The sequence below is a fragment of the Brucella tritici genome (genome assembly GCF_008932285.1).
Taxonomy (GTDB): Bacteria; Pseudomonadota; Alphaproteobacteria; order Rhizobiales; family Rhizobiaceae; genus Brucella; species Brucella tritici.
In genome coordinates, this window is sequence record NZ_WBVY01000003.1 from 823299 (window position 1) to 841984 (window position 18686).

Genomic DNA, 18686 nt, shown 5'->3' on the forward strand with positions numbered 1-18686 from the left:
AGAACATGCCTGATTTGTTGCTCGAACTCTTTTCCGAAGAAATCCCCGCTCGCATGCAGCGCAAGGCTGCCGGTGATCTGAAGAAGATGATTACCGATGGTCTGGTGGAGGCCGGTCTTACCTATGAAGCTGCGACCGCCTATTGGACGCCACGTCGCCTGACGCTCGATATTCGCGGTCTCACCGTGCGTTCCAAGGACGTGCACGAAGATATCAAGGGTCCGTCGGTTACAGCACCGGAACAGGCCATTCAGGGTTTTCTGCGCAAGGCCGGTCTGACGGATGTGGCGCAGGCTCATGTGCATTCCGATCCGAAGAAGGGCGATTTCTATGTCGCCCATCTGACGAAGCCGGGCCGCGCTGCCGAAGAGATCGTCGCCGAACTGGTGCCGCAGACGATCCGCAATTTCCCATGGCCGAAATCCATGCGTTGGGGTGCAGCTTCTGCCAAACCGGGCTCGCTTCGTTGGGTGCGTCCGCTGCAATCGATCCTCTGCACCTTCGGTCCCGAAACCGAGGAAACCGTGGTTATCGATTTCGATGTCGATGGCATCAAGTCGGGCAATGTCACCTATGGCCATCGTTTCCTGAGCGACGGTCAGGCAATCAAGGTGCGCCGCTTCGAGGATTATGTCGAAAAGCTCGAAAAGGCTTTCGTGGTCCTCGACGCCGAACGCCGCAAGGAAATCATTTCGCAGGACGCGCATAATCTCGCCTTCGCTTCCGGCCTTGAGCTGGTCGAAGACGATGGACTTCTGGAAGAAGTGTCCGGTCTGGTCGAATGGCCGGTCGTGCTGATGGGCGAATTCGAGGAAGAATTCCTGGCTATTCCACCGGAAGTCATCCGCCTCACCATCCGCGCCAACCAGAAGTGCTTCGTCACCCGCAAGCAGGGCGAAGCGCAAGCGCTTTCCAACCGGTTCATTCTGGTGTCGAACATTGCCGCCCGCGACGGCGGCACGGAAATCGCTTATGGCAACGGCAAGGTCGTGCGCGCACGCCTGTCGGATGCGCTCTATTTCTGGCACACCGATCAGCATGATCTGCCCGACCTCGACAAGCTGGCCGCTTCGGCGCAAAAATTCGGTCTTGACCTAAAAAAGCCGCTCGATCAGCGCATGGCGCGTTTGGATGCACTGAATGTGACCTTCCATGCCAAGCTAGGCACGCAAGGTGCACGCGTTGAACGCATTCGCGAGCTGGCTGCGCAGATTGCGCCGTTGGTGGGTGCCGATCCGAAGCTTGCTGCACGTGCGGCAGTTCTGGCAAAGGCTGACCTCACCACGGAAGTTGTCGGCGAGTTCCCTGAGCTTCAGGGTGCGATGGGCCGCAAATATGCGTTGCTTCAAGGCGAAGACGAAGCCGTCGCAGCTGCAATTGAAGAACATTACAAGCCGCAAGGTCCGTCCGATGTGGTGCCGAAGAACCCGGTTTCGGTTGCCGTTGCGCTTGCCGACAAGCTCGATACGCTGGTCGGCTTCTGGGCGATCGACGAAAAGCCAACCGGCTCGAAGGACCCGTTTGCACTGCGCCGTGCAGCGTTGGGCGTGATCCGTCTCCTGCTGTCGCAGGAATGGAAGTTCCCGCTGCTGCCGCTCTTCCGTTCGGCCTTTGCCGCGCTCAAAGAAGGTCAGGTCCAGCGCAAGCTGCGCGAGTTTGAAGCCAAGCTTGCCGGGGAAAACTCCGGTGATGTCGACGGCGAGCAGGATGTCGACAATGCATTGGCCAGCTATGAAAAGCAGGTTCGCGCCGAGGCGGAAGCATCGTCCGAGCCGGTGCTGGCCGATCTTCTGTCCTTCCTCCACGACCGTTTCAAGGTGCATCTGAAGGAAGAGGGCGCACGCTACGACGCCATCGACGCCGTACTGTCGCCGGAAGCCGACAATCTGCTGCTGGTTGCCCGTCGTCTGGAAGCGCTGATCGTCTTCATCAATGAGGAAGACGGTAAGAACCTTCTGGCTGGCACCAAGCGCGCCGCCAATATTCTCGCTGCCGAAGAGAAGAAGGGTACGAAGGTTGCGCAAAGCGTGAGTGCGTCTCTTCTCCGCGAAGCGGAAGAGAAGGCATTGTTTGAAGCCGTCACTCTGGCTTCGCAAGATGCCGAGGCTGCAATTGCCCGTGAAGATTTCAACGGTGCGATGCTGGCGCTCGCCAAGCTGCGCGGTCCGGTCGATACGTTCTTCGAAAAGGTGCTGGTAAACGACGAGGACGAGAATGTCCGCGCTAATCGTCTGGCATTGCTCGATCAGATACGTGCGGCCACCGGAAAAGTGGCGGATTTCTCCAAGATCGCGGGCTGATAATCAGCCACGTGCGACTCTATTTTCCCTCATCCTGAGGAGCCTCCCTGAGCTTGTCGAAGGGAGGCGTCTCGAAGGGTCGAGGGAAACGCACAGCGTCCGTCGCGCCCGTCGATTTTGCTTTCGCTTTCGATCCTTCGAGACGGCCCTGCGGGCCTCCTCAGGATGAGGGACGAGGGGCTAGCGCCATTTTCGTTTACTTCAGGCTGGGTCTGAGTTCGAGCGAACTGAGATCGATTTCTTCCGATGCTCCGGCCCAGGGATCGCCAACAACGCGCACCGGCTTTGTGGGGTCAAAGTCTTCTGCTGGCACGGCGGCCGGCTCAAGCAGATCGTCCGGGACGGGCTGGCCCTGCATACGCGCCATATAGGCACGGGCGCGCTTGCGGCGGGCCTCGATTGCCTTCTGTGCGTCGAGTTCCGCTGCCTGCTTTTGCACACAGGCGCCGCAGACCGGCAGGCCATTGGCGCCGATCTTGTCATAGCCGATATAATCGATGGAGCCGACCTGATAGGACGATGCCGCGCGCTCACCCCCATTTGCGGAAGCAATTGCGGGCAGTCCGATGGCCGTCAGCGAAATAGCGATAAATCGCGATAACATTATTCACCTCACGCATGAATAATACCATCATGCCTTGAAAAACCTAACAAAACGCAATTTTTCATGCGCAATCATGATCGTCTTGCCGTGATTGTGCCCGGATAGGGGGCGAGCTTGCCTGCACATCACTTGCACCGGGGCTTGAGCTTGTGTAGGCAGAACGGGCTTAGAGCGCATTTCGACCTGATTGAGTCAGATCGACACTCTAACTGTCTGTTTTGACGCGCATCTTATCCGAAAACCGTTTCACACTTTTCGGGATGCGCTCTAACTTGGGACGCTCGAGAGGCGGAAAACCAGTGTCCGATATAGTCAAATTCGATGATGAGGCAGTCCAGCGCGCGGTGGAAGTGCTGCGGCGCGGCGGTCTCGTCGCCATTCCAACCGAAACAGTCTATGGCCTTGCCGCCGATGCTTCCAACGGCGAGGGTGTGGCGGGTATTTTCGCGGCCAAGGGGCGACCTCAGTTCAACCCGCTGATTGCGCATGTGAGCGGCATTGCGATGGCCGAGCGCTATGTCACTTTCGACGCTCTTTCGCGCAAGCTTGCCGAGTTGTTCTGGCCCGGTCCATTGACTATCGTGCTGCCGCTGAAGGACGATCAGGATACGGCCCACCTCACTTATCGCCCAATCCATCCGCTTGTAACCGCCGGGCTTTCGACCCTTGCCATCCGCATGCCGCTTGGCCGCGTGCGAGATATCATCGAGGAGCTTGATAGTCCGGTGGCAGCGCCGAGCGCCAATACCTCAGGCCGCATCAGCCCGACAAGCGCTCATGCGGTTGCAGACGACCTCGGCAACAAGCTTGATCTGATCCTCGATGCCGGTCCTTGTGGTGTTGGGGTTGAATCCACCATCGTCAAGGTAGACGGCAATAAAGTGCATCTGCTGCGTCCGGGCGGGCTGGCTGCGGAAGAAATCGAAGCCGTGATCGGCGAGAAGCTCGTGCGCGCCGACCACACGTCGGCAATTCAGGCACCGGGCATGATGGCGTCGCATTATGCGCCCGATGCTGCGATGCGGCTTGGTGTCGGCTCGGTGCAGCCGGGCGAAGCCCTGCTTGCCTTTGGCCCGCAGCGCGTGGCTAGGGCTGATGCGGCAAAGGCGATCATGAACCTGAGCGCCGATGGCAATTTGCGCGAAGCAGCGGCCAATCTGTTCGATTTCATGCGCAGGCTGGACGCGACAGGCGCCTCCACCATCGCCGTCGAGCCTATCCCCTTTGAAGGTCTCGGCGAGGCCATCAACGACCGTTTGAAACGCGCGGCGGCCCCGCGTTAACATCCTCCTATGTAAGAGACAGACTATGCTGGACACCGCTCTGATCGAACGTTTCTCCGCCATCGTGGGCGAAAAGAATGCGCTCACCGCGCCGGAAGATCTCGCCGCTTATCTCGTCGAGCAGCGCGATCTCTATCACGGTCGCACACCTCTCGTCCTTCGTCCGGGTTCGACGGAGGAAGTTGCGGCTATCATGAAACTTGCCAGCGAAACGAAAACGCCGGTGGTGCCGCAGGGTGGCAATACGGGCCTCGTCGGCGGCCAGCAGCCCGATGAAAGCGGCGCAGCCATCATTCTCTCGCTCGGTCGTATGAACCGTATCCGCAATCTCGATACGGTCGGCAATCTCGTAACGCTTGAAGCGGGTGTTATTCTGAAGAACCTTCAGGAAGCCGCTGAAAAGGCCGGTCGCCTGTTCCCTCTGTCGCTGGGTGCCGAAGGCTCTTGCCAGATCGGCGGCAATCTTGGTTCCAACGCTGGCGGCACGGCAGTGCTTGCCTATGGCAACATGCGCGAGCTCTGCCTCGGCCTTGAAGTTGTGCTGCCGACCGGAGAGATTCTCAACGATCTTCGCTATGTGAAGAAGGACAATACCGGCTACGATCTGAAAGACCTTTTCGTCGGCTCGGAAGGCACGCTTGGCGTCATCACGGCGGCAGTATTGAAAATCTTCCCGCAGCCGAAGGGCAAGGGCGTGGCCTATGCCGGCCTGCGCAATCCGGAAGATGTGCTGCGCCTGTTCCAGCTTGCGACGGAACATGCAGGCCCATCGCTGACCGGCTTCGAATTGATGCCGCGCGTGGGCGTGGAATTTACCGTGCGCCATGTCGATGGCGTGCGCGATCCGCTCGAAAGCCCGCATGACTGGTATGTGCTGATCGATATTTCCTCTACCCGCTCAGAAGAAGATGCGCGCGCGACGCTGGAAACGATCCTGACCGAAGCCTTTGAGAGCGACATTATTCAGGATGCGGCCATTGGCGAAAGCGTGGCGCAGGCACAGTCCTTCTGGAAAATGCGTGAGGAAATGTCCTGGGCGCAGAAGCCGGAGGGTGGCTCGATCAAGCACGATATATCCGTGCCTGTTGCTTCCATCCCCGCCTTCATCCACGAAGCCAATGCCGCGACGCTGGAAATGATCCCCGGTGCGCGCATCGTCTGCTTCGGCCATATCGGCGACGGTAATCTGCATTACAACGTTTCGCAGCCTGTTGGCGCCGACAAGGAAGTCTTCCTTGCGCGCTGGCACGAACTGAACCATCGCATCCACACGATCGTCGCGAGCTATACGGGTTCGATTTCGGCTGAACACGGCATTGGTCAGCTCAAGCGGGAAGAACTGGCCTTCTTCAAGCAGGATGTTGCGCTCGACCTGATGCGCCGCATCAAGTCGGCTTTCGATCCGGCAGGCATAATGAACCCCGGCAAGGTTCTGTAAAAGTATCACTATTCAATCGAGTAAGGCGGGCGGTATTAACCGCCCGTTTTTTTAGTAAACACTTCTTCAGAAGAATTTCCGAATTCTTACACCTGGTTGCAATCTGCTAACCAAAGGAAAAAGCAGGGAAAAGTTAACTTAACTCGTTAAGCCCGTCGGTAATAAACCGCGCCTATTCTCCATCTCAACGAAGAGCAAAAAGCTCGACAAAGGGAAGTCGGAATAACCGGCTCTCAAAAAGCAAATCCAGCAAAAGTGTGCAGCAGTTTTGCGTTCGGATTTGCGCAAAAAAAAGACAGAGAGACAGAGGCGTCGAAAATGATGAGCAAGGGACTGAAGCCCGACTGGGCAGGACGGGAATTGCGGCTCGATCCGTTTCACTTTCCGCAGGTTGTGAGCTACGCGACCCATGACGGGAGCAGCGACGTTACCTTCACCATCAACGAGCGCGGCGCAGTGATCCGGCAGGTACTGCCTTCAAGCGGCCTGCCGATGTCGATCGCTCTCCCGGCCAACGCATTTGTCGGCGTTGCCGCCCGTGCGGTGGAAGACGAGTTCGGCGAAATCACGGTGACGCTGGAGCTGATGCATGAAGACCCGCAACTCTCCGTTCCCCTGCTTGTTGCACATGATCTGACCGACGTTGCCGCCGACTGGCGCGCCTGGGCGGTAAGCTTCAATCTGCCGATGATGCTGGTCGAGGAAGACGGCGTTGCCCGCCCGCTTTACGAAAGCACAGGCGCTGTCCGCACCAGCCAGCCGCAGGCTCGCCGTCAGGGGCAGGAGCCGCGCCGTCGCCGTCCGCGTTTTCTCGCTCGCCGCAAGACCGGCACGCTGGGCGTCCGCCTGGTGATCTCTGGCAAGGAAATCATTGCTCGAAATTGAATGAGAGTGCATCCCGAAAAGTGTGAAACGGTTTTCGGACGAGATGCGCGTCAAAACAAACAGTTAGAGCGCCGATCTGATTCAATCAGATCGAAACGCGCTCTAGAAAGGGCCGCCCGATAAAAGGCGACCCCTTCAAAAAATCTTGGCTGACCTCCAAAAAGCCCCCCGGATGTTCTTGGGGCGCATCCCGAAAAGTGGAAACCCGCATTCAGAAAAGATGCGCCGGTAAAAGAAAACATCCGGGTTTATTTTTTGCGCATCAGGAAGGCCATGACAGCCTCGCGGGCTTCATCCGAAGTCAGTCGCTCGGCGAAATGTTTGGCCTCGCGAGTGATGCGATCAGCGATATTTTCGGCGGGCAGGCGCATCAGGGCGCGGGCAATCTGCATGGCCTGCGGCGGTTTGGCGGCAATCTCTTCCGCCGCCTTCATCACTTCCGCTTCCAGCGCGTCCTCGGCAACGATCTGATAGACGATACCTGCTTCCTGGGCGGCTTCCGCCGTGAAGCCGTGGCCGAGCGCCAAGAGGGCAAAGGCCTTCTGGCGGCCCATCAACGAAGGCGCAAGCAGGCTGGAACCTGCTTCCGGCACGAGGCCGAGATCAACAAACGGCGTGCGGAATAGAGCGCGCTGCGTTGCAAAAGTCAGATCGCAGTGAAAATGGATCGTCGTGCCGACCCCGATGGCGAGACCATCGACGCCCGAAACGATAGGCTTTTTGGTTTCTGCCAGCGGAATGAGAAAATCCAGAATTTCACCGCCGAAACTGCTGTCGCCCGTCGCAGCCGCCATGAAATCCTGCATGTCGTTGCCGGAGGAAAAAGCGCCCGGCACGCCGAGAAACACGTGCACACGCACCGCGTCATCGGCGTCGCCGTCCTTGAGCGCCTTTGCCATGGTGGCATACATGGCGCGGGTGATGGCGTTTTTCTTTTCAGGCCGGTTAAGCCGGATGATCTGGACCGCGCCTTTGCGTTCGATCAGGATATGTTCGCTCATGCTTACGCCTCCAGCGCAGATTTGGCGGCGGCAAGGCTGGCAGCGCCGGTGATGACGGTGTCCTTCAGGGACGATACTTCGGCAAGCATGTTTTCCGCGAAGAAGCGGCTCAGCACTGCGCGACCGCTGTCGCCGTCCGCAAGTGCTGCACGCGCGAGATAGGCGCCGCCTGAAACGAGCGACAAAAGCCGCTGATAAGGCGTGGCCCCGGCAAGTGCCGCTTCGATCTGCCCTTCGGCAACGGCCTTTTGCAGCCAGTCCGTGGCTTCGCGGGCCTCATTGATGGCCTTGGAAAGGCGCGTGCCGGTTTCACCGAGTTCCGGACGATTGGATGCCGTGGCCTTGTCGGCATCGCCCTCGAGTTCTGCGAGGAAGCCCTTGATGTGCTCGCCATGACCGAGCGGCAGCTTGCGCGCCACAAGGTCGATGGCCTGAATGCCATTGGTGCCTTCGTAGATCGGGGTGATGCGGGCATCGCGCAGCAATTGCGCGGCACCTGTCTCTTCGATGAAGCCCATGCCGCCGTGGATCTGGATGCCCAGCGAAGCAACATCCACACCCGCATCGGTCGCGAAGCTCTTGGCGAGCGGCGTCAGCAGACCGGCGCGATCCGACCAGAATTGCTGGTCTGCGCCATCCGTTGCATGGCTCATATCAATGGCATGTGCGCAGGAATAGGTGATCGAACGGGCAACCTGCGTCAACGCCTTCATGGTCAGCAACATGCGCTGCACGTCTGGGTGTTCGATGATCGGGCTCATGCCGTCTTTCGGGTCAGCACCGATGGCGCGGCCCTGCTTGCGCTCCTTGGCATAGGCCAGCGCCTGCTGATAGGCGGCTTCGGCAACACCGACACCCTGAATGCCGACCAGAAGGCGGGCATTGTTCATCATGGTGAACATGCAGGCTAACCCGCGATTTTCCTCGCCGATCAGGTAGCCGACTGCACCCTGTTCTTCACCCTTCACGAAACCGTCGCCATAGATCATGGTGCAGGTTGGCGAGGCATGGATGCCCATCTTGTGCTCGAGGCCAGAGCAGAAAAGATCGTTCCTGCGGCCAAGCGAGCCGTCATCGTTGACGAGGAATTTGGGCACGAGGAAAAGCGAAATGCCCTTCGTTCCGGCCGGGGCATCGGGCAGGCGCGCCAGCACCAGATGCACGATATTGTCGGTCAGGTCATGCTCGCCATAGGTAATGAAAATCTTCTGGCCGAAGATACGGTAGCTGCCGTCACCGGCGCGTTCCGCACGGGTACGCAGTACACCAAGATCGGAACCGGCGTGCGGTTCGGTCAGGTTCATGGTGCCCATCCACTCGCCGCTAATCAGCTTTTCGAGATAGATGTCCTTCAACTCCTTGGAAGCGTGCTTTTCGACTGCTTCGACCGCGCCCATGGTCAGCGTGGGGGCAATGGCGAAGGCCAGCGTGCCGGAGTTCCACATTTCGCTCACTGCCACCGACATCATCGTGGGCAGGCCCTGACCGCCATATTCCGGCGTGCCGGTCAGCGAGTTCCAGCCGCCTTCGATCCAGTCGCGATATAGCTCTTTCCAGCCCGGCGCGGTCGTGACAACGCCGTCCTTGACGGTTGCGCCATGCTTGTCGCCGGTGATGCGCAGAGGTTCTACGCGCTCGGAGGCAAACTTGCCGGCTTCTTCCAGAATGGCGGTGGCAAGATCGGCGGAAAATTCGGGGAAGCGGTTGTCGTCGAGGGCTTTCTCCAGCCCCGCAACTTTCATCAGCGTATGGGAAATTTCAGAAACCGGCGCGCGATACATCTTTCCTCCGAGTATGTTTCGCGGACTTCTCCTCGGAAGTCCGCCCTGCGCCGGTGCTTCATGCAATCCGGCAGGAGCCATTTTGGCTGTTCAACACAAGAGCTATCGGCTTATTACGTAAACGTCAATATTATGCAGCGGCTTCACAGCCATTTGTATGGAGGTGAACAAGCCGGATACTGCCCGCGTGTGAAGACTGAAAGTCAGTGGTTACGAATATCGCTGTCGACGCTACTTCTTGTCGGTATGGGTTTCCCGCTCTACGGCGCGCCAGCCGATATCGGAGCGGTAGAAGCCTTCCGGCCAGTCGATAAGCTTCACGGCTTCATAGGCGCGGGCCTGCGCTTCGGCAACCGTTTCGGCAATGGCGGTGATGTTGAGCACGCGGCCTCCGCTGGCAATGATGCTGCCGTCCTTCTCCGCCGTTCCCGCATGGAAGAGCTTGACGCCATCAATGCCTTCGAGTTTGTCGAGATCGCGGATGACGCTGCCCTTCTTCACATTGGACGGATAGCCTTCCGCAGCCATTACCACCGTCAGCGCAGGCTGGTCTTTCCAATTGAGCGAGACTTCATCGAGCTTGCCATCCACTGCGGCATTGATGAGCGTGAGCAGGTCGCTGTTGAGGCGCATCATCAGTACCTGGCATTCCGGGTCACCGAAACGGGTGTTGTATTCGATGAGCTTCGGGCCATCCTTGCCGATCATCAGGCCGAGGAACAGGATACCGGAGAATGGCGCGCCGATTTCAGCCATGCCGCGCATGGTCGGTTCGATCAGCTCGCGCATCGTGCGTTCGACAATTTCCGGGGTCATGACCGGAGCAGGGGCATAGGCACCCATGCCGCCCGTATTCGGGCCGGTATCGCCATCGCCGACGCGCTTGTGATCCTGCGCCGAGCCGAGCGGCAAGGCGGTCTTGCCATCGCAGATGCAGAAGAAGCTTGCTTCTTCGCCGTCCAGAAATTCTTCGACCACCACTTCGGCACCGGCGGAACCGAATGCGCCCTCGAAGCAGGCATCCACGGCGTCGAGCGCTTCATCGAGCGTCATCGCAACAACCACACCCTTGCCTGCAGCAAGCCCATCGGCCTTGACGACGATGGGCGCACCCTGCTGGCGGATATAGGCCTTGGCCTTGGGCGCATTGTTGAAGCGGCCATAAGCGCCAGTCGGAATATCGAAGCGCGCGCAGAGATCCTTGGTAAAACCCTTCGATCCTTCAAGCTGCGCTGCGGCCTTGGAGGGACCGAACACACGGATACCCTCGGCGCGCATTTCATCGGAAAGGCCAGCCACCAGTGGCGCTTCAGGCCCGACAACCACGAGGTCGATCTTCTTGTCCTTGGCGAATGCGATCAGCGCCTGATGGTCATCGACACCGATGTCGACGAGTTCTGCGACCGTCGCAATGCCCGGATTGCCGGGAGCGCAATAGAGCTTTGTCAGTAACGGAGAAGCGGACAGTTTCCAGGCCAGAGCATGTTCACGACCGCCAGAACCGATTAAAAGAACTCTCATTGCTTGCTCCGTCTTCGTCGGGGTTATAGTGATGGCTGCATATATCAAGGATTTCGCCATGTCACAGCCCGAACTACACGGATCGATTCAGTCACGCAATGCGCAAGGGCGTGTAAAGGATGCTCCATCGGGCCATTGGGTCTATAAGCTGCTGCCGCACTGGCTCTGGCCTTATGCGCAGCTTGCGCGCTGGGATCGTCCGATTGGCTGGCAGCTTTTGTTATGGCCGTGCTGGTGGTCGGCTGCTCTCGTGGCAGGTGCGGGCGCCAAGCCGGGCGATGGCGCCTGGGCCGTCATGCCTTCGATCTGGCATCTTGTCTTGTTCCTGATCGGCGCCATTGCCATGCGTGGTTCCGGCTGCACCTATAACGATCTTGTCGATCAGGATATTGACGACAAGGTGGATCGCACGCGTTCAAGACCGCTGCCTTCGGGGCAGGTGACACGCGGTCAGGCCAAGGTTTTTCTGGTTTTGCAGGCGCTGGTCGGTCTCGTTGTGGTGCTGCAGTTCAACTGGTTTTCCATCGGGCTTGGCATTTTCTCGCTTCTGATCGTTGCTGCCTATCCTTTCATGAAGCGCATTACCAACTGGCCGCAATTCGTGCTTGGTCTTGCTTTCTCATGGGGCGCACTCATGGGCTGGGCTGCAGTGGAAGGCTCGCTCAGCCTTGCACCGGTGCTTCTCTATATCGGCGCGATCCTGTGGACGATCGGCTATGACACGATCTATGCGCATCAGGACAAGGAAGACGATGCGCTGGTGGGTGTGCGCTCGACGGCGCGCCTGTTCGGCAAGCACACCAAAACGGCGCTGATGATTCTCTATGGCGGCGCTATCGGTTTCTTTGCGGCGGCTTTCGCCGTGGCACAGGTGCCGATGCCAGCACTGGCTGGATTGCTGGCCGCTGGTGTGCATCTCTATCGCCAGATCATCGTGCTCGATATCGATAATCCGGACCAGTGCCTGAAACTGTTCAAATCCAACAATATTGTTGGCTGGCTGATTTTCCTCGGGCTTGTTCTTGGAAGTCTCTGGGTGGCGGTCAAGCCGCTGGTATAAATAAGAAAGCCACCGTGTCCGGTGGCCTTCTTATTATGGGATCATGGATAAAGCCGTTCCTTGTTCCAGTCGCCCTCAGGTGAGGGGCGTGTGAACAGAACGCGGTCATGCAGGCGGAAGGCCCTGTCATGCCAGAATTCAATCGAGACCGGGCGAATACGGAAACCCGACCAGTAGGAAGGGCGTGGAATGTCACCGATCGCATATTTTGCGGTATATTCCGCCACGGCCTTTTCCAGCGCGAAGCGGCTTTCAAGCGGGCGTGACTGCTTGGATGCCCATGCGCCGATGCGGCTGCCGCGCGGGCGCGAGGCGTAATAGGCATCCGCCTCGGCATCGCTTACTTTCTCCACCGCGCCGCGCACGCGCACCTGACGGCGCAGCGTCTTCCAATGAAAACACATTGCAGCCTTTTCCGCCGACAGGATTTCTCTGCCCTTGGTGCTCTCATAATTGGTGTAGAAGACGAAGCCCTGTTCGTCGAAATCCTTCAACAGCACCATGCGCACATTGGGCAGGCCATCCGGATCGACCGTTGCCAGCGCGACGGCGTTGGGATCGTTCGGCTCGCTCGCTTTGGCATCGGTCAGCCAGTCTGCGAAGAGTTTGAACGGCTGGGAGGATTCGGTGAAGTCGTCGCTTGCGTTTGTCATTTTGGATATTTCAACAGCCTGTCGGAATTTTGCGGATCATCCTGCAGGGGGAATCCCCGCCAAAGAAACCCCAGATGGGGCGGGTCGGGAGGGAGCTTCTTCGATAACCGGCATTTTGTCCATGGTCTTGCCGGGATGTGTCGTCGCAGGGCGCGACATGGCTTTACTTGACGGGCAACTTCTTGTAGGGCGCCGATCAAGGTAGGGGATATGCCAAAACTCGATTTTCTGACGCTTTACATTGTAATTCTCTTAAATTCGCTGACGGTCTGCATCATCTGGACCGCTATCGCCTTCTCCTATCGCAAATTTAGGCCCGCCAGAATCTGGCTTCTTTCGACGACGCTTCTGCTGGTTGGAGGCTTCGTTCTTTCGCTGCAAGGTAATGAAGGCGCATTCTGGCCTGCGGTCACCGGCAACACTATCATCATTTACGGTTTCTGCCTGGCATATGTCGGTGCGCGTTATTTCTATGGCCAGAAAGGCGGTTGGCGGCTGGCTCTCGGCATATCGCTCGCAAGTTTCGCCGTCATGGCGGCGTTTCATTCGAGCTGGCAGGGACGCAATATCGCCTATGCGGTTGGGCAGTCAGTGCCTATGGTCATGACTGTTGTTTATCTGGCCCGGCAGAAGAACATCGGTCTTGGCGGCCAGATTGCCATCATGGCTTTTTTGCTGGGTATAGTCGGACATGCCATCGAGACGTCGCTGAACATTGCCGCATGGGCGGGAGAATTCGACCAGTCGCTTTATTTTTCCATCGAAAGTTACGCGCTGGTCTGTGTGATCTATAGCGGCATGATCTGGAATTTCGGCTTCATTGTCATGGCAATGAATCGCCTGCATGGCGATATAGCCAAGGTCGCGGAAACCGACGAACTGACCGGGCTTCCAAACCGTCGCCATTTCATGAAAAGGCTGACGCGGGCGGAACTTGCATTCAGCGAAGACGGTGCAGCCTATAGCGTCATGCTGATCGACATAGACAATTTCAAGCAATGGAACGACACCTATGGCCATGCGCTGGGCGATCAGGCGCTCGTGCATTTTTCCGATGTGGCGGTCGATGTCCTCAACCGGCGCGGTGTGCTGGCGCGCCTCGGCGGGGATGAGTTTTCCATTTTGCTGACAAAAATGGACGAGCAGGAAGCGACGGAAGTCGCTCGCGATGTCGTCAGGGCGATCAATGATGCGCCACTTGTGTTCAATGGGCAGAAACTCGTCATGACGGTGAGCATAGGTATCGCCAGCGAGGAGCGCGATAATGAAACGAGTGACCTCGACGTTTTTGCCCGGGCCGATCTTGCGCTCTACAAGGTGAAACAGGCTGGCCGGAATGGCTATGCTACCCGCACCGCAACAGTGAACGCGCGCATCCTTCACTGTCTCGAGAAGGATACAGAAAACCGGGAACATCATTTGACGGCTGAATAAAGTACGGAGTTGGGCGTTGTGCTCTGATTCCGATTTGTTTACCTTTCCGGCACACCGCTTGTTAACTCAAGTTCACTCATAATCCCTGCATCTTTAGCGTGTAGAAATAAGGGAATAGCGTTGGCTGTCGAGACGCTTCGCCGTAAACACAATACCCGGAGCCTGAACAGCGGTGCAAAAACACTGTGCAGGGCTGTGATTGGCATATGCATGCTCTCGCTTGCCGGTTGTGCCATGGGTGGTGTGAGCATTGAAAAGGCCGTTCCCGATTCTTCCACGATCACCGGGTCCGTGAAGCAGCCGCAGCCGGTTGAGACCGATACAGGCAAGCTCTCCGATCAATCGGCGATAAAGAACGTTGTTTCTGCGCTCAATTTTACGCAATGGGGCAAAAAGCCCGTGCCGTGGGCCAATCCCGATACGGGCAGCCAGGGAACGATCACGACGATTGCCGAGAACAACAGGAACAATCAGCTTTGCCGCGAATTCGAAACCTCGCGTGAAGCTTTTGACGGAGTTTCCATCTATCGCGGCGAAACCTGCATGGAGCGCGGCGGACAGTGGACGGTGACTTCTTTCGCTCCGATCTGAGTGTTTGATCCAAAAGACGCTGAAAAGAAAAGCTCGCCCTGACTGGAACTTTTCCGGCCACATGCGCATATTATGGGCAACGAGTCTTACTCATCTCACAGTTATTTTCCTGAAAGAGGAACTATATGCGCGATCCCTATAGCGTGCTGGGCGTCGCCAAAACGGCGAAGCCCGAGGAAATAAAGTCGGCTTTCCGCAAACTGGCCAAAAAGCACCATCCGGATCAGAACAAGGACGATCCGAAGGCGCAGGAGCGCTTTGCAGAACTGAACCAGGCCTATGAAATTCTGGGCGACAAGGACAAGCGCGGACAATTCGACCGCGGCGAGATCGATGCTGAAGGCAAACCTGCCTTTCAGGGCTTCACCGGCGGACAAGGTTTCGGTGGCGCACATGGCGATCCGTTTGCCGGCTTCCGGCAGGGCGGCGGTGGCAACAGCCATTTCGAATTCCGTTCCGGTCCCGGTGGCTTCCAGCAGGGCGGCGGCTTCGGCGGTGCGGATGATATTCTGAACGATCTTTTCGGCGGAGCTTTCGGTGGCGGTGCCCGTGCAGGCGGAGCGCGTCAGCGCGGCCCGGCGAAGGGTGCCGATCTTTCCGCGTCCATCGACATTACGCTGGAACAGGCTGCCGGAGCGGAGAAGGTCGAAGCGATTTTTCCGAACGGCAAGCATTTGAAAATCAAATTGCCGAAATTCGTTGAAGACGGTCAGACCATCCGCCTGAAAGGGCAGGGCGAGCCGTTGATGGGCGGAACGGCAGGCGATGCGCTGGTCACGATACACTTCAAGGCGCATCAACGGTTTCGCCTGGAAGGGCGTGATGTCCATGTAGACCTTCCGGTCGAACTTGCCGACGCGGTTCTTGGCGGCAAGCAGGAAGTCGAAACGCTGGACGGACGGATCGCGGTGAAAATACCGGCGTGGTCGAGCTCTGATCGCGTGTTGCGCCTGAAGGAAAAAGGCCTTCCGCTGAAAGCCGGGGGACGTGGCGATCTCTACGTGCATGTGCGGATCATGCTGCCGGAAGGCGGCGACAAGGAACTGGAAGAATTCCTGCAAAAGCGCAAAGTCGCTTGAAGCTTCACTTCAATCGGTTAAAGCCGGGTGTTGTCTCTTTGCGGCAGTAAAGTGACAATGCCCGGCTTTTTCACTGCAATTGCTTGAAGCAGAGCCGAGCCTGTGCGATAGGGCAACAAGTTAATTGTTTTCAATGAGGACCCCTAATGACCGCACAGTCAGGTTTGTTGCAGGGCAAGCGTGGATTGATTCTGGGCGTCGCCAACAACCGCTCCATCGCATGGGGTATTGCCAAGGCCGCTCGCGATGCAGGCGCAGAGCTCGCATTCACCTATCAGGGCGATGCATTGAAGAAGCGTGTCGAGCCGCTGGCTGAAGAGCTTGGCGCGTTCGTTGCCGGACATTGCGATGTGGCGGACGCCGCCAGCATCGATGCTGTTTTCGAGACGCTTGAAAAGAAGTGGGGCAAGCTCGATTTCGTCGTGCACGCCATCGGCTTTTCCGACAAGGATGAGCTGACCGGCCGTTATGTCGATACGTCGGAAGCCAATTTCACCAACACGATGCTGATTTCGGTCTATTCGCTGACCGCGATTTCGCGTCGTGCGGAAAAGCTGATGGCTGATGGTGGCTCGATCCTGACGCTGACCTATTACGGCGCCGAAAAGGTCATGCCGAACTATAACGTCATGGGTGTTGCCAAGGCTGCTCTCGAAGCAAGCGTGAAGTATCTGGCGGTTGATCTCGGGCCGCAGAACATTCGCGTCAACGCGATTTCGGCTGGTCCGATCAAGACGCTGGCCGCTTCGGGCATCGGCGACTTCCGCTATATCCTTAAGTGGAACGAATATAACGCGCCGCTGCGTCGTACCGTTACCATCGATGAAGTGGGCGATGTCGGCCTTTATTTCCTTTCCGACCTGTCCCGTTCGGTGACGGGCGAAGTCCATCACGCGGATAGCGGCTATCATGTCATCGGCATGAAAGCGGTTGACGCTCCGGATATTTCGGTCGTGAAAGACTGAAGCAGCGAATACGAAATCCCGAAAAGTTGACCGGCTTTTCGGGATTTTTCTTTGTCTTTCCCATTGCGGGGAAGTTATCCAGATTATTCATTGACGGCAGATAGAGGTAGGGCTGTGGCTCGGGAGATTATCTACTTTTCGCGTCATGGCGAGACAGACTGGAATGTTTCGCAGCGTATTCAGGGACAGCTCGATATCGATATCAACGATAATGGGCGCAGCCAGGCCGATCGCAACGGCGATATGCTGAAATCGCTGATCGGTGACGGTGCAGGCTTTGATTTCGTTGCAAGCCCCCTGCGACGCACGCGCGAGACGATGGAACGCATCCGTTTGCGCATGGGCCTTGATCCTTACGAATACCGCACCGATCCGCAATTGATGGAAGTCAATTTCGGCGACTGGCAGGGCTTCATGATGGAAGACATTGCCAGGGAGCGCGAAGACCTTCTGGAAGCGCGCGCCCGCGACAAGTGGAATTTCGTGCCGCCCGGCACAACCGCCGAAAGCTATATGGGCCTTTCGCGCCGCATCGGGCGCTGGGTGGAAGCTGTGGAATGGCCGACCGTCTGCGTGACGCATGGTGGCTGCATCCGCACGCTGTTTTACCTTTATGGCGATATGGACGGCCATGCCGCTGCCAATCTTTCCATCCCGCAGGATAAGATTCTGAAGTTTGCAAACGGCAAGCTGGAATGGGTTTGATCCCGCAAATCAGTCTATAGTGACCGCGAACAGAATTTTGCCAGCGATGGAGGCGTTACATGCCCTTCGAACGTTTCGCGGTCATATCGGATATTCACGGTAACAGCGATGCGCTGGCTGCGGTGCTGGCCGATATCGATGCCTTGCAAATCGAGACGATCATCAATCTCGGCGATCATCTGAGCGGTCCCTTAGCCGCGCGTGAGACAGCAGATATGCTGATGGCGCGAGAAATGATCTGCATTCGCGGCAATCATGATCGCTGGCTTGTGGAAAAGTCGCTCGCGGAGATGGGCCCCTCGGATCGGGTCGCACGCGAACAGCTCGGTGACCGGCATATCGAATGGCTGCGCGCAATGCCTGCATCGCGCGCTCTGGCTGATGGACGCATATTCATCTGCCACGGAACCCCATCGAGCGATACCACCTACTGGATGGAGAAAGTTACCGCGAATGGCGATGTTGTTCTGCGGTCCCGGGACGAGATCGAGGCGGAGGCCGAAAATATAGCGGCCTCTCTCATCCTTTGCGGCCATACGCACACGCCGCGGGTTGTTCGTCTTGGGGACGGGCGAATGCTGGTCAATCCGGGAAGCGTGGGTTGTCCCGGTTACGACGACGATCAACCGGTTCCACATATTGTCCAGACTGGCAATCCCAATGCGTCCTATACTGTCATCGAACAGACCGGGTCTGGCTGGCAGATAACCCTGCGCAATGTTCCCTACGATACGGCACGGATGGTCCAGATGGCGGAGAACAACGGTCGTGCCGAATGGGCGCGTGTTGTCAGAAGCGGCTGGTTCCAGCCCAAATGAAAAGAGCGGCTTATGAGCCGCTCATTTTTCCATAGGGGACGGTTTCGGGCTTACGGAGCTTCCTGAATGTCGGTGATGAAGCGCGTGCTGTCGACCATATCGTAGATGATAAGGACCTTCATGCCCTTGTTGATCGCGCTGTAATCGAACTCGCCGGGCAGCTTGTAGGTCTGGCCGTCATCCAGCGTTATGGTTTCGCTGTCCTTGTTGATGCCGGTGATCTTGCCTTCGGCATCGTCTGCCATCGCCACCGTCGAGAAGAGCGACGCCACGATGAGAATTAATCCGACCAGATAATGCATGACTTTCCGTTCCTTTGGTTGTGCCTCGGGTTGGGTTGTCGCCTGACCGATTCGACACGATTGTCGTGATTGCGATTTTTAGCGCGTCGCGCCGGATATCCCACAGTGTAGCGTGCGGAATGTGTCAAAAAAAATGCCGGATATCGATCTTCAGAAGGAAATTTTACGTCACGGGGGAGCTTGATTTGACCGGCGTCAAAAAGCTCAATAAAACCGGGCCGTAAAGTAGCTGCTCTCTCCTTGACCTGCTCCGGACAAGGACAATT

17 protein-coding genes are annotated in these 18686 nt (G+C 57.6%); 11 read left to right on the plus strand and 6 right to left on the minus strand.

Annotation, left to right across the window (positions count from 1 at the left end):
* The first annotated feature begins 5 nt into the window (after positions 1–5).
* Positions 6–2300: a glycine--tRNA ligase subunit beta gene (gene glyS, locus F9K94_RS13770; RefSeq protein WP_151646268.1), complete on the plus strand. Its 2295-nt coding sequence runs from the start codon at positions 6–8 to the stop codon at positions 2298–2300.
* 196 nt (positions 2301–2496) lie between these two features.
* On the opposite strand, the gene F9K94_RS13775 is transcribed toward glyS, so the two are convergent.
* Positions 2497–2904: a hypothetical protein gene (locus F9K94_RS13775; protein WP_151646270.1), complete on the minus strand. Its 408-nt coding sequence runs from the start codon at positions 2902–2904 to the stop codon at positions 2497–2499.
* Between the two features lie 260 nt (positions 2905–3164).
* Between F9K94_RS13775 and F9K94_RS13780 the strand changes: the two genes are divergently transcribed.
* From F9K94_RS13780 to F9K94_RS13795, 3 genes are all read left to right on the plus strand, one after another.
* Positions 3165–4187 (plus strand): L-threonylcarbamoyladenylate synthase, encoded by a 1023-nt coding sequence (locus F9K94_RS13780; RefSeq protein WP_407922047.1) that lies wholly within the window; start codon positions 3165–3167, stop codon positions 4185–4187.
* A gap of 25 nt (positions 4188–4212) precedes the next feature.
* Complete coding sequence (locus tag F9K94_RS13785; protein ID WP_151646274.1) at positions 4213–5625, plus strand: FAD-binding oxidoreductase; 1413 nt, start codon at positions 4213–4215, stop codon at positions 5623–5625.
* A 318-nt stretch (positions 5626–5943) separates the two neighbouring features.
* Complete coding sequence (locus F9K94_RS13795) at positions 5944–6510, plus strand: DUF6101 family protein (protein WP_151646276.1); 567 nt, start codon at positions 5944–5946, stop codon at positions 6508–6510.
* Between the two features lie 248 nt (positions 6511–6758).
* Here F9K94_RS13795 and F9K94_RS13800 read toward each other — a convergent pair whose 3' ends face one another.
* The 3 genes from F9K94_RS13800 to purD all read right to left on the minus strand — a co-directional run bounded on the left by F9K94_RS13800 (position 6759) and on the right by purD (position 10813).
* Entirely contained in the window at positions 6759–7511 is a 753-nt protein-coding gene (locus F9K94_RS13800) for a crotonase/enoyl-CoA hydratase family protein (protein WP_151646278.1), read from the minus strand.
* A 2-nt stretch (positions 7512–7513) separates the two neighbouring features.
* Positions 7514–9292 (minus strand): acyl-CoA dehydrogenase, encoded by a 1779-nt coding sequence (locus tag F9K94_RS13805; protein WP_151646280.1) that lies wholly within the window; start codon positions 9290–9292, stop codon positions 7514–7516.
* A 231-nt stretch (positions 9293–9523) separates the two neighbouring features.
* Positions 9524–10813 (minus strand): phosphoribosylamine--glycine ligase, encoded by a 1290-nt coding sequence (gene purD, locus F9K94_RS13810; RefSeq protein WP_151646282.1) that lies wholly within the window; start codon positions 10811–10813, stop codon positions 9524–9526.
* A gap of 58 nt (positions 10814–10871) precedes the next feature.
* Here purD and ubiA point away from each other — a divergent pair, with 58 nt between their 5' ends.
* Positions 10872–11873: a 4-hydroxybenzoate octaprenyltransferase gene (gene ubiA, locus F9K94_RS13815; RefSeq protein WP_151646433.1), complete on the plus strand. Its 1002-nt coding sequence runs from the start codon at positions 10872–10874 to the stop codon at positions 11871–11873.
* Positions 11874–11914: 41 nt separating this feature from the next.
* Here the strand turns inward: ubiA and pdxH are convergent, their stop codons facing one another.
* On the minus strand, positions 11915–12526 hold the full coding sequence (gene pdxH / locus F9K94_RS13820; RefSeq protein ID WP_151554257.1) for a pyridoxamine 5'-phosphate oxidase: 612 nt from the start codon (positions 12524–12526) through the stop codon (positions 11915–11917).
* Between the two features lie 210 nt (positions 12527–12736).
* Here pdxH and F9K94_RS13825 point away from each other — a divergent pair, with 210 nt between their 5' ends.
* From F9K94_RS13825 to F9K94_RS13850, 6 genes are all read left to right on the plus strand, one after another.
* Positions 12737–13960 carry a GGDEF domain-containing protein gene (locus F9K94_RS13825; protein WP_235920620.1) on the plus strand — a complete coding sequence of 408 codons (1224 nt, stop codon included), beginning with the start codon at positions 12737–12739 and terminating at the stop codon, positions 13958–13960.
* Between the two features lie 162 nt (positions 13961–14122).
* The gene (locus tag F9K94_RS13830) at positions 14123–14551 is read left to right on the plus strand and encodes an RT0821/Lpp0805 family surface protein (RefSeq protein WP_247997223.1); all 429 of its coding nucleotides are present in this window, start codon (positions 14123–14125) and stop codon (positions 14549–14551) included.
* Positions 14552–14676: 125 nt separating this feature from the next.
* Positions 14677–15630, plus strand: coding sequence for a DnaJ C-terminal domain-containing protein (locus tag F9K94_RS13835; RefSeq protein WP_061345110.1), 954 nt, complete (start codon positions 14677–14679; stop codon positions 15628–15630).
* Positions 15631–15776: 146 nt separating this feature from the next.
* Complete coding sequence (fabI, locus tag F9K94_RS13840) at positions 15777–16595, plus strand: enoyl-ACP reductase FabI (protein ID WP_061345111.1); 819 nt, start codon at positions 15777–15779, stop codon at positions 16593–16595.
* Positions 16596–16709: 114 nt separating this feature from the next.
* Complete coding sequence (locus tag F9K94_RS13845) at positions 16710–17300, plus strand: histidine phosphatase family protein (protein ID WP_151554253.1); 591 nt, start codon at positions 16710–16712, stop codon at positions 17298–17300.
* A 59-nt stretch (positions 17301–17359) separates the two neighbouring features.
* The gene (locus F9K94_RS13850; RefSeq protein ID WP_061345113.1) at positions 17360–18118 is read left to right on the plus strand and encodes a metallophosphoesterase family protein; all 759 of its coding nucleotides are present in this window, start codon (positions 17360–17362) and stop codon (positions 18116–18118) included.
* A 50-nt stretch (positions 18119–18168) separates the two neighbouring features.
* Here F9K94_RS13850 and F9K94_RS13855 read toward each other — a convergent pair whose 3' ends face one another.
* Entirely contained in the window at positions 18169–18420 is a 252-nt protein-coding gene (locus F9K94_RS13855) for a DUF1344 domain-containing protein (protein ID WP_010658359.1), read from the minus strand.
* Between the last annotated feature and the right edge of the window lie 266 nt (positions 18421–18686).

Excerpts from the sequence above, each read along its gene's own strand:
- F9K94_RS13805 (WP_151646280.1), bottom strand. The coding sequence starts at position 9,292 with ATGTATCGCGCGCCGGTTTCTGAAATTTCCCATACGCTGATGAAAGTT.
- ubiA (WP_151646433.1), top strand. The coding sequence starts at position 10,872 with ATGTCACAGCCCGAACTACACGGATCGATTCAGTCACGCAATGCGCAA.
- F9K94_RS13825 (WP_235920620.1), top strand. The coding sequence starts at position 12,737 with ATGCCAAAACTCGATTTTCTGACGCTTTACATTGTAATTCTCTTAAAT.
- F9K94_RS13780 (WP_407922047.1), top strand. The coding sequence starts at position 3,165 with ATGCGCTCTAACTTGGGACGCTCGAGAGGCGGAAAACCAGTGTCCGAT.
- F9K94_RS13855 (WP_010658359.1), bottom strand. The coding sequence starts at position 18,420 with ATGCATTATCTGGTCGGATTAATTCTCATCGTGGCGTCGCTCTTCTCG.
- F9K94_RS13835 (WP_061345110.1), top strand. The coding sequence starts at position 14,677 with ATGCGCGATCCCTATAGCGTGCTGGGCGTCGCCAAAACGGCGAAGCCC.
- F9K94_RS13775 (WP_151646270.1), bottom strand. The coding sequence starts at position 2,904 with ATGTTATCGCGATTTATCGCTATTTCGCTGACGGCCATCGGACTGCCC.
- fabI (WP_061345111.1), top strand. The coding sequence starts at position 15,777 with ATGACCGCACAGTCAGGTTTGTTGCAGGGCAAGCGTGGATTGATTCTG.
- F9K94_RS13785 (WP_151646274.1), top strand. The coding sequence starts at position 4,213 with ATGCTGGACACCGCTCTGATCGAACGTTTCTCCGCCATCGTGGGCGAA.
- glyS (WP_151646268.1), top strand. The coding sequence starts at position 6 with ATGCCTGATTTGTTGCTCGAACTCTTTTCCGAAGAAATCCCCGCTCGC.
- F9K94_RS13795 (WP_151646276.1), top strand. The coding sequence starts at position 5,944 with ATGATGAGCAAGGGACTGAAGCCCGACTGGGCAGGACGGGAATTGCGG.
- F9K94_RS13800 (WP_151646278.1), bottom strand. The coding sequence starts at position 7,511 with ATGAGCGAACATATCCTGATCGAACGCAAAGGCGCGGTCCAGATCATC.
- pdxH (WP_151554257.1), bottom strand. The coding sequence starts at position 12,526 with ATGACAAACGCAAGCGACGACTTCACCGAATCCTCCCAGCCGTTCAAA.
- purD (WP_151646282.1), bottom strand. The coding sequence starts at position 10,813 with ATGAGAGTTCTTTTAATCGGTTCTGGCGGTCGTGAACATGCTCTGGCC.
- F9K94_RS13850 (WP_061345113.1), top strand. The coding sequence starts at position 17,360 with ATGCCCTTCGAACGTTTCGCGGTCATATCGGATATTCACGGTAACAGC.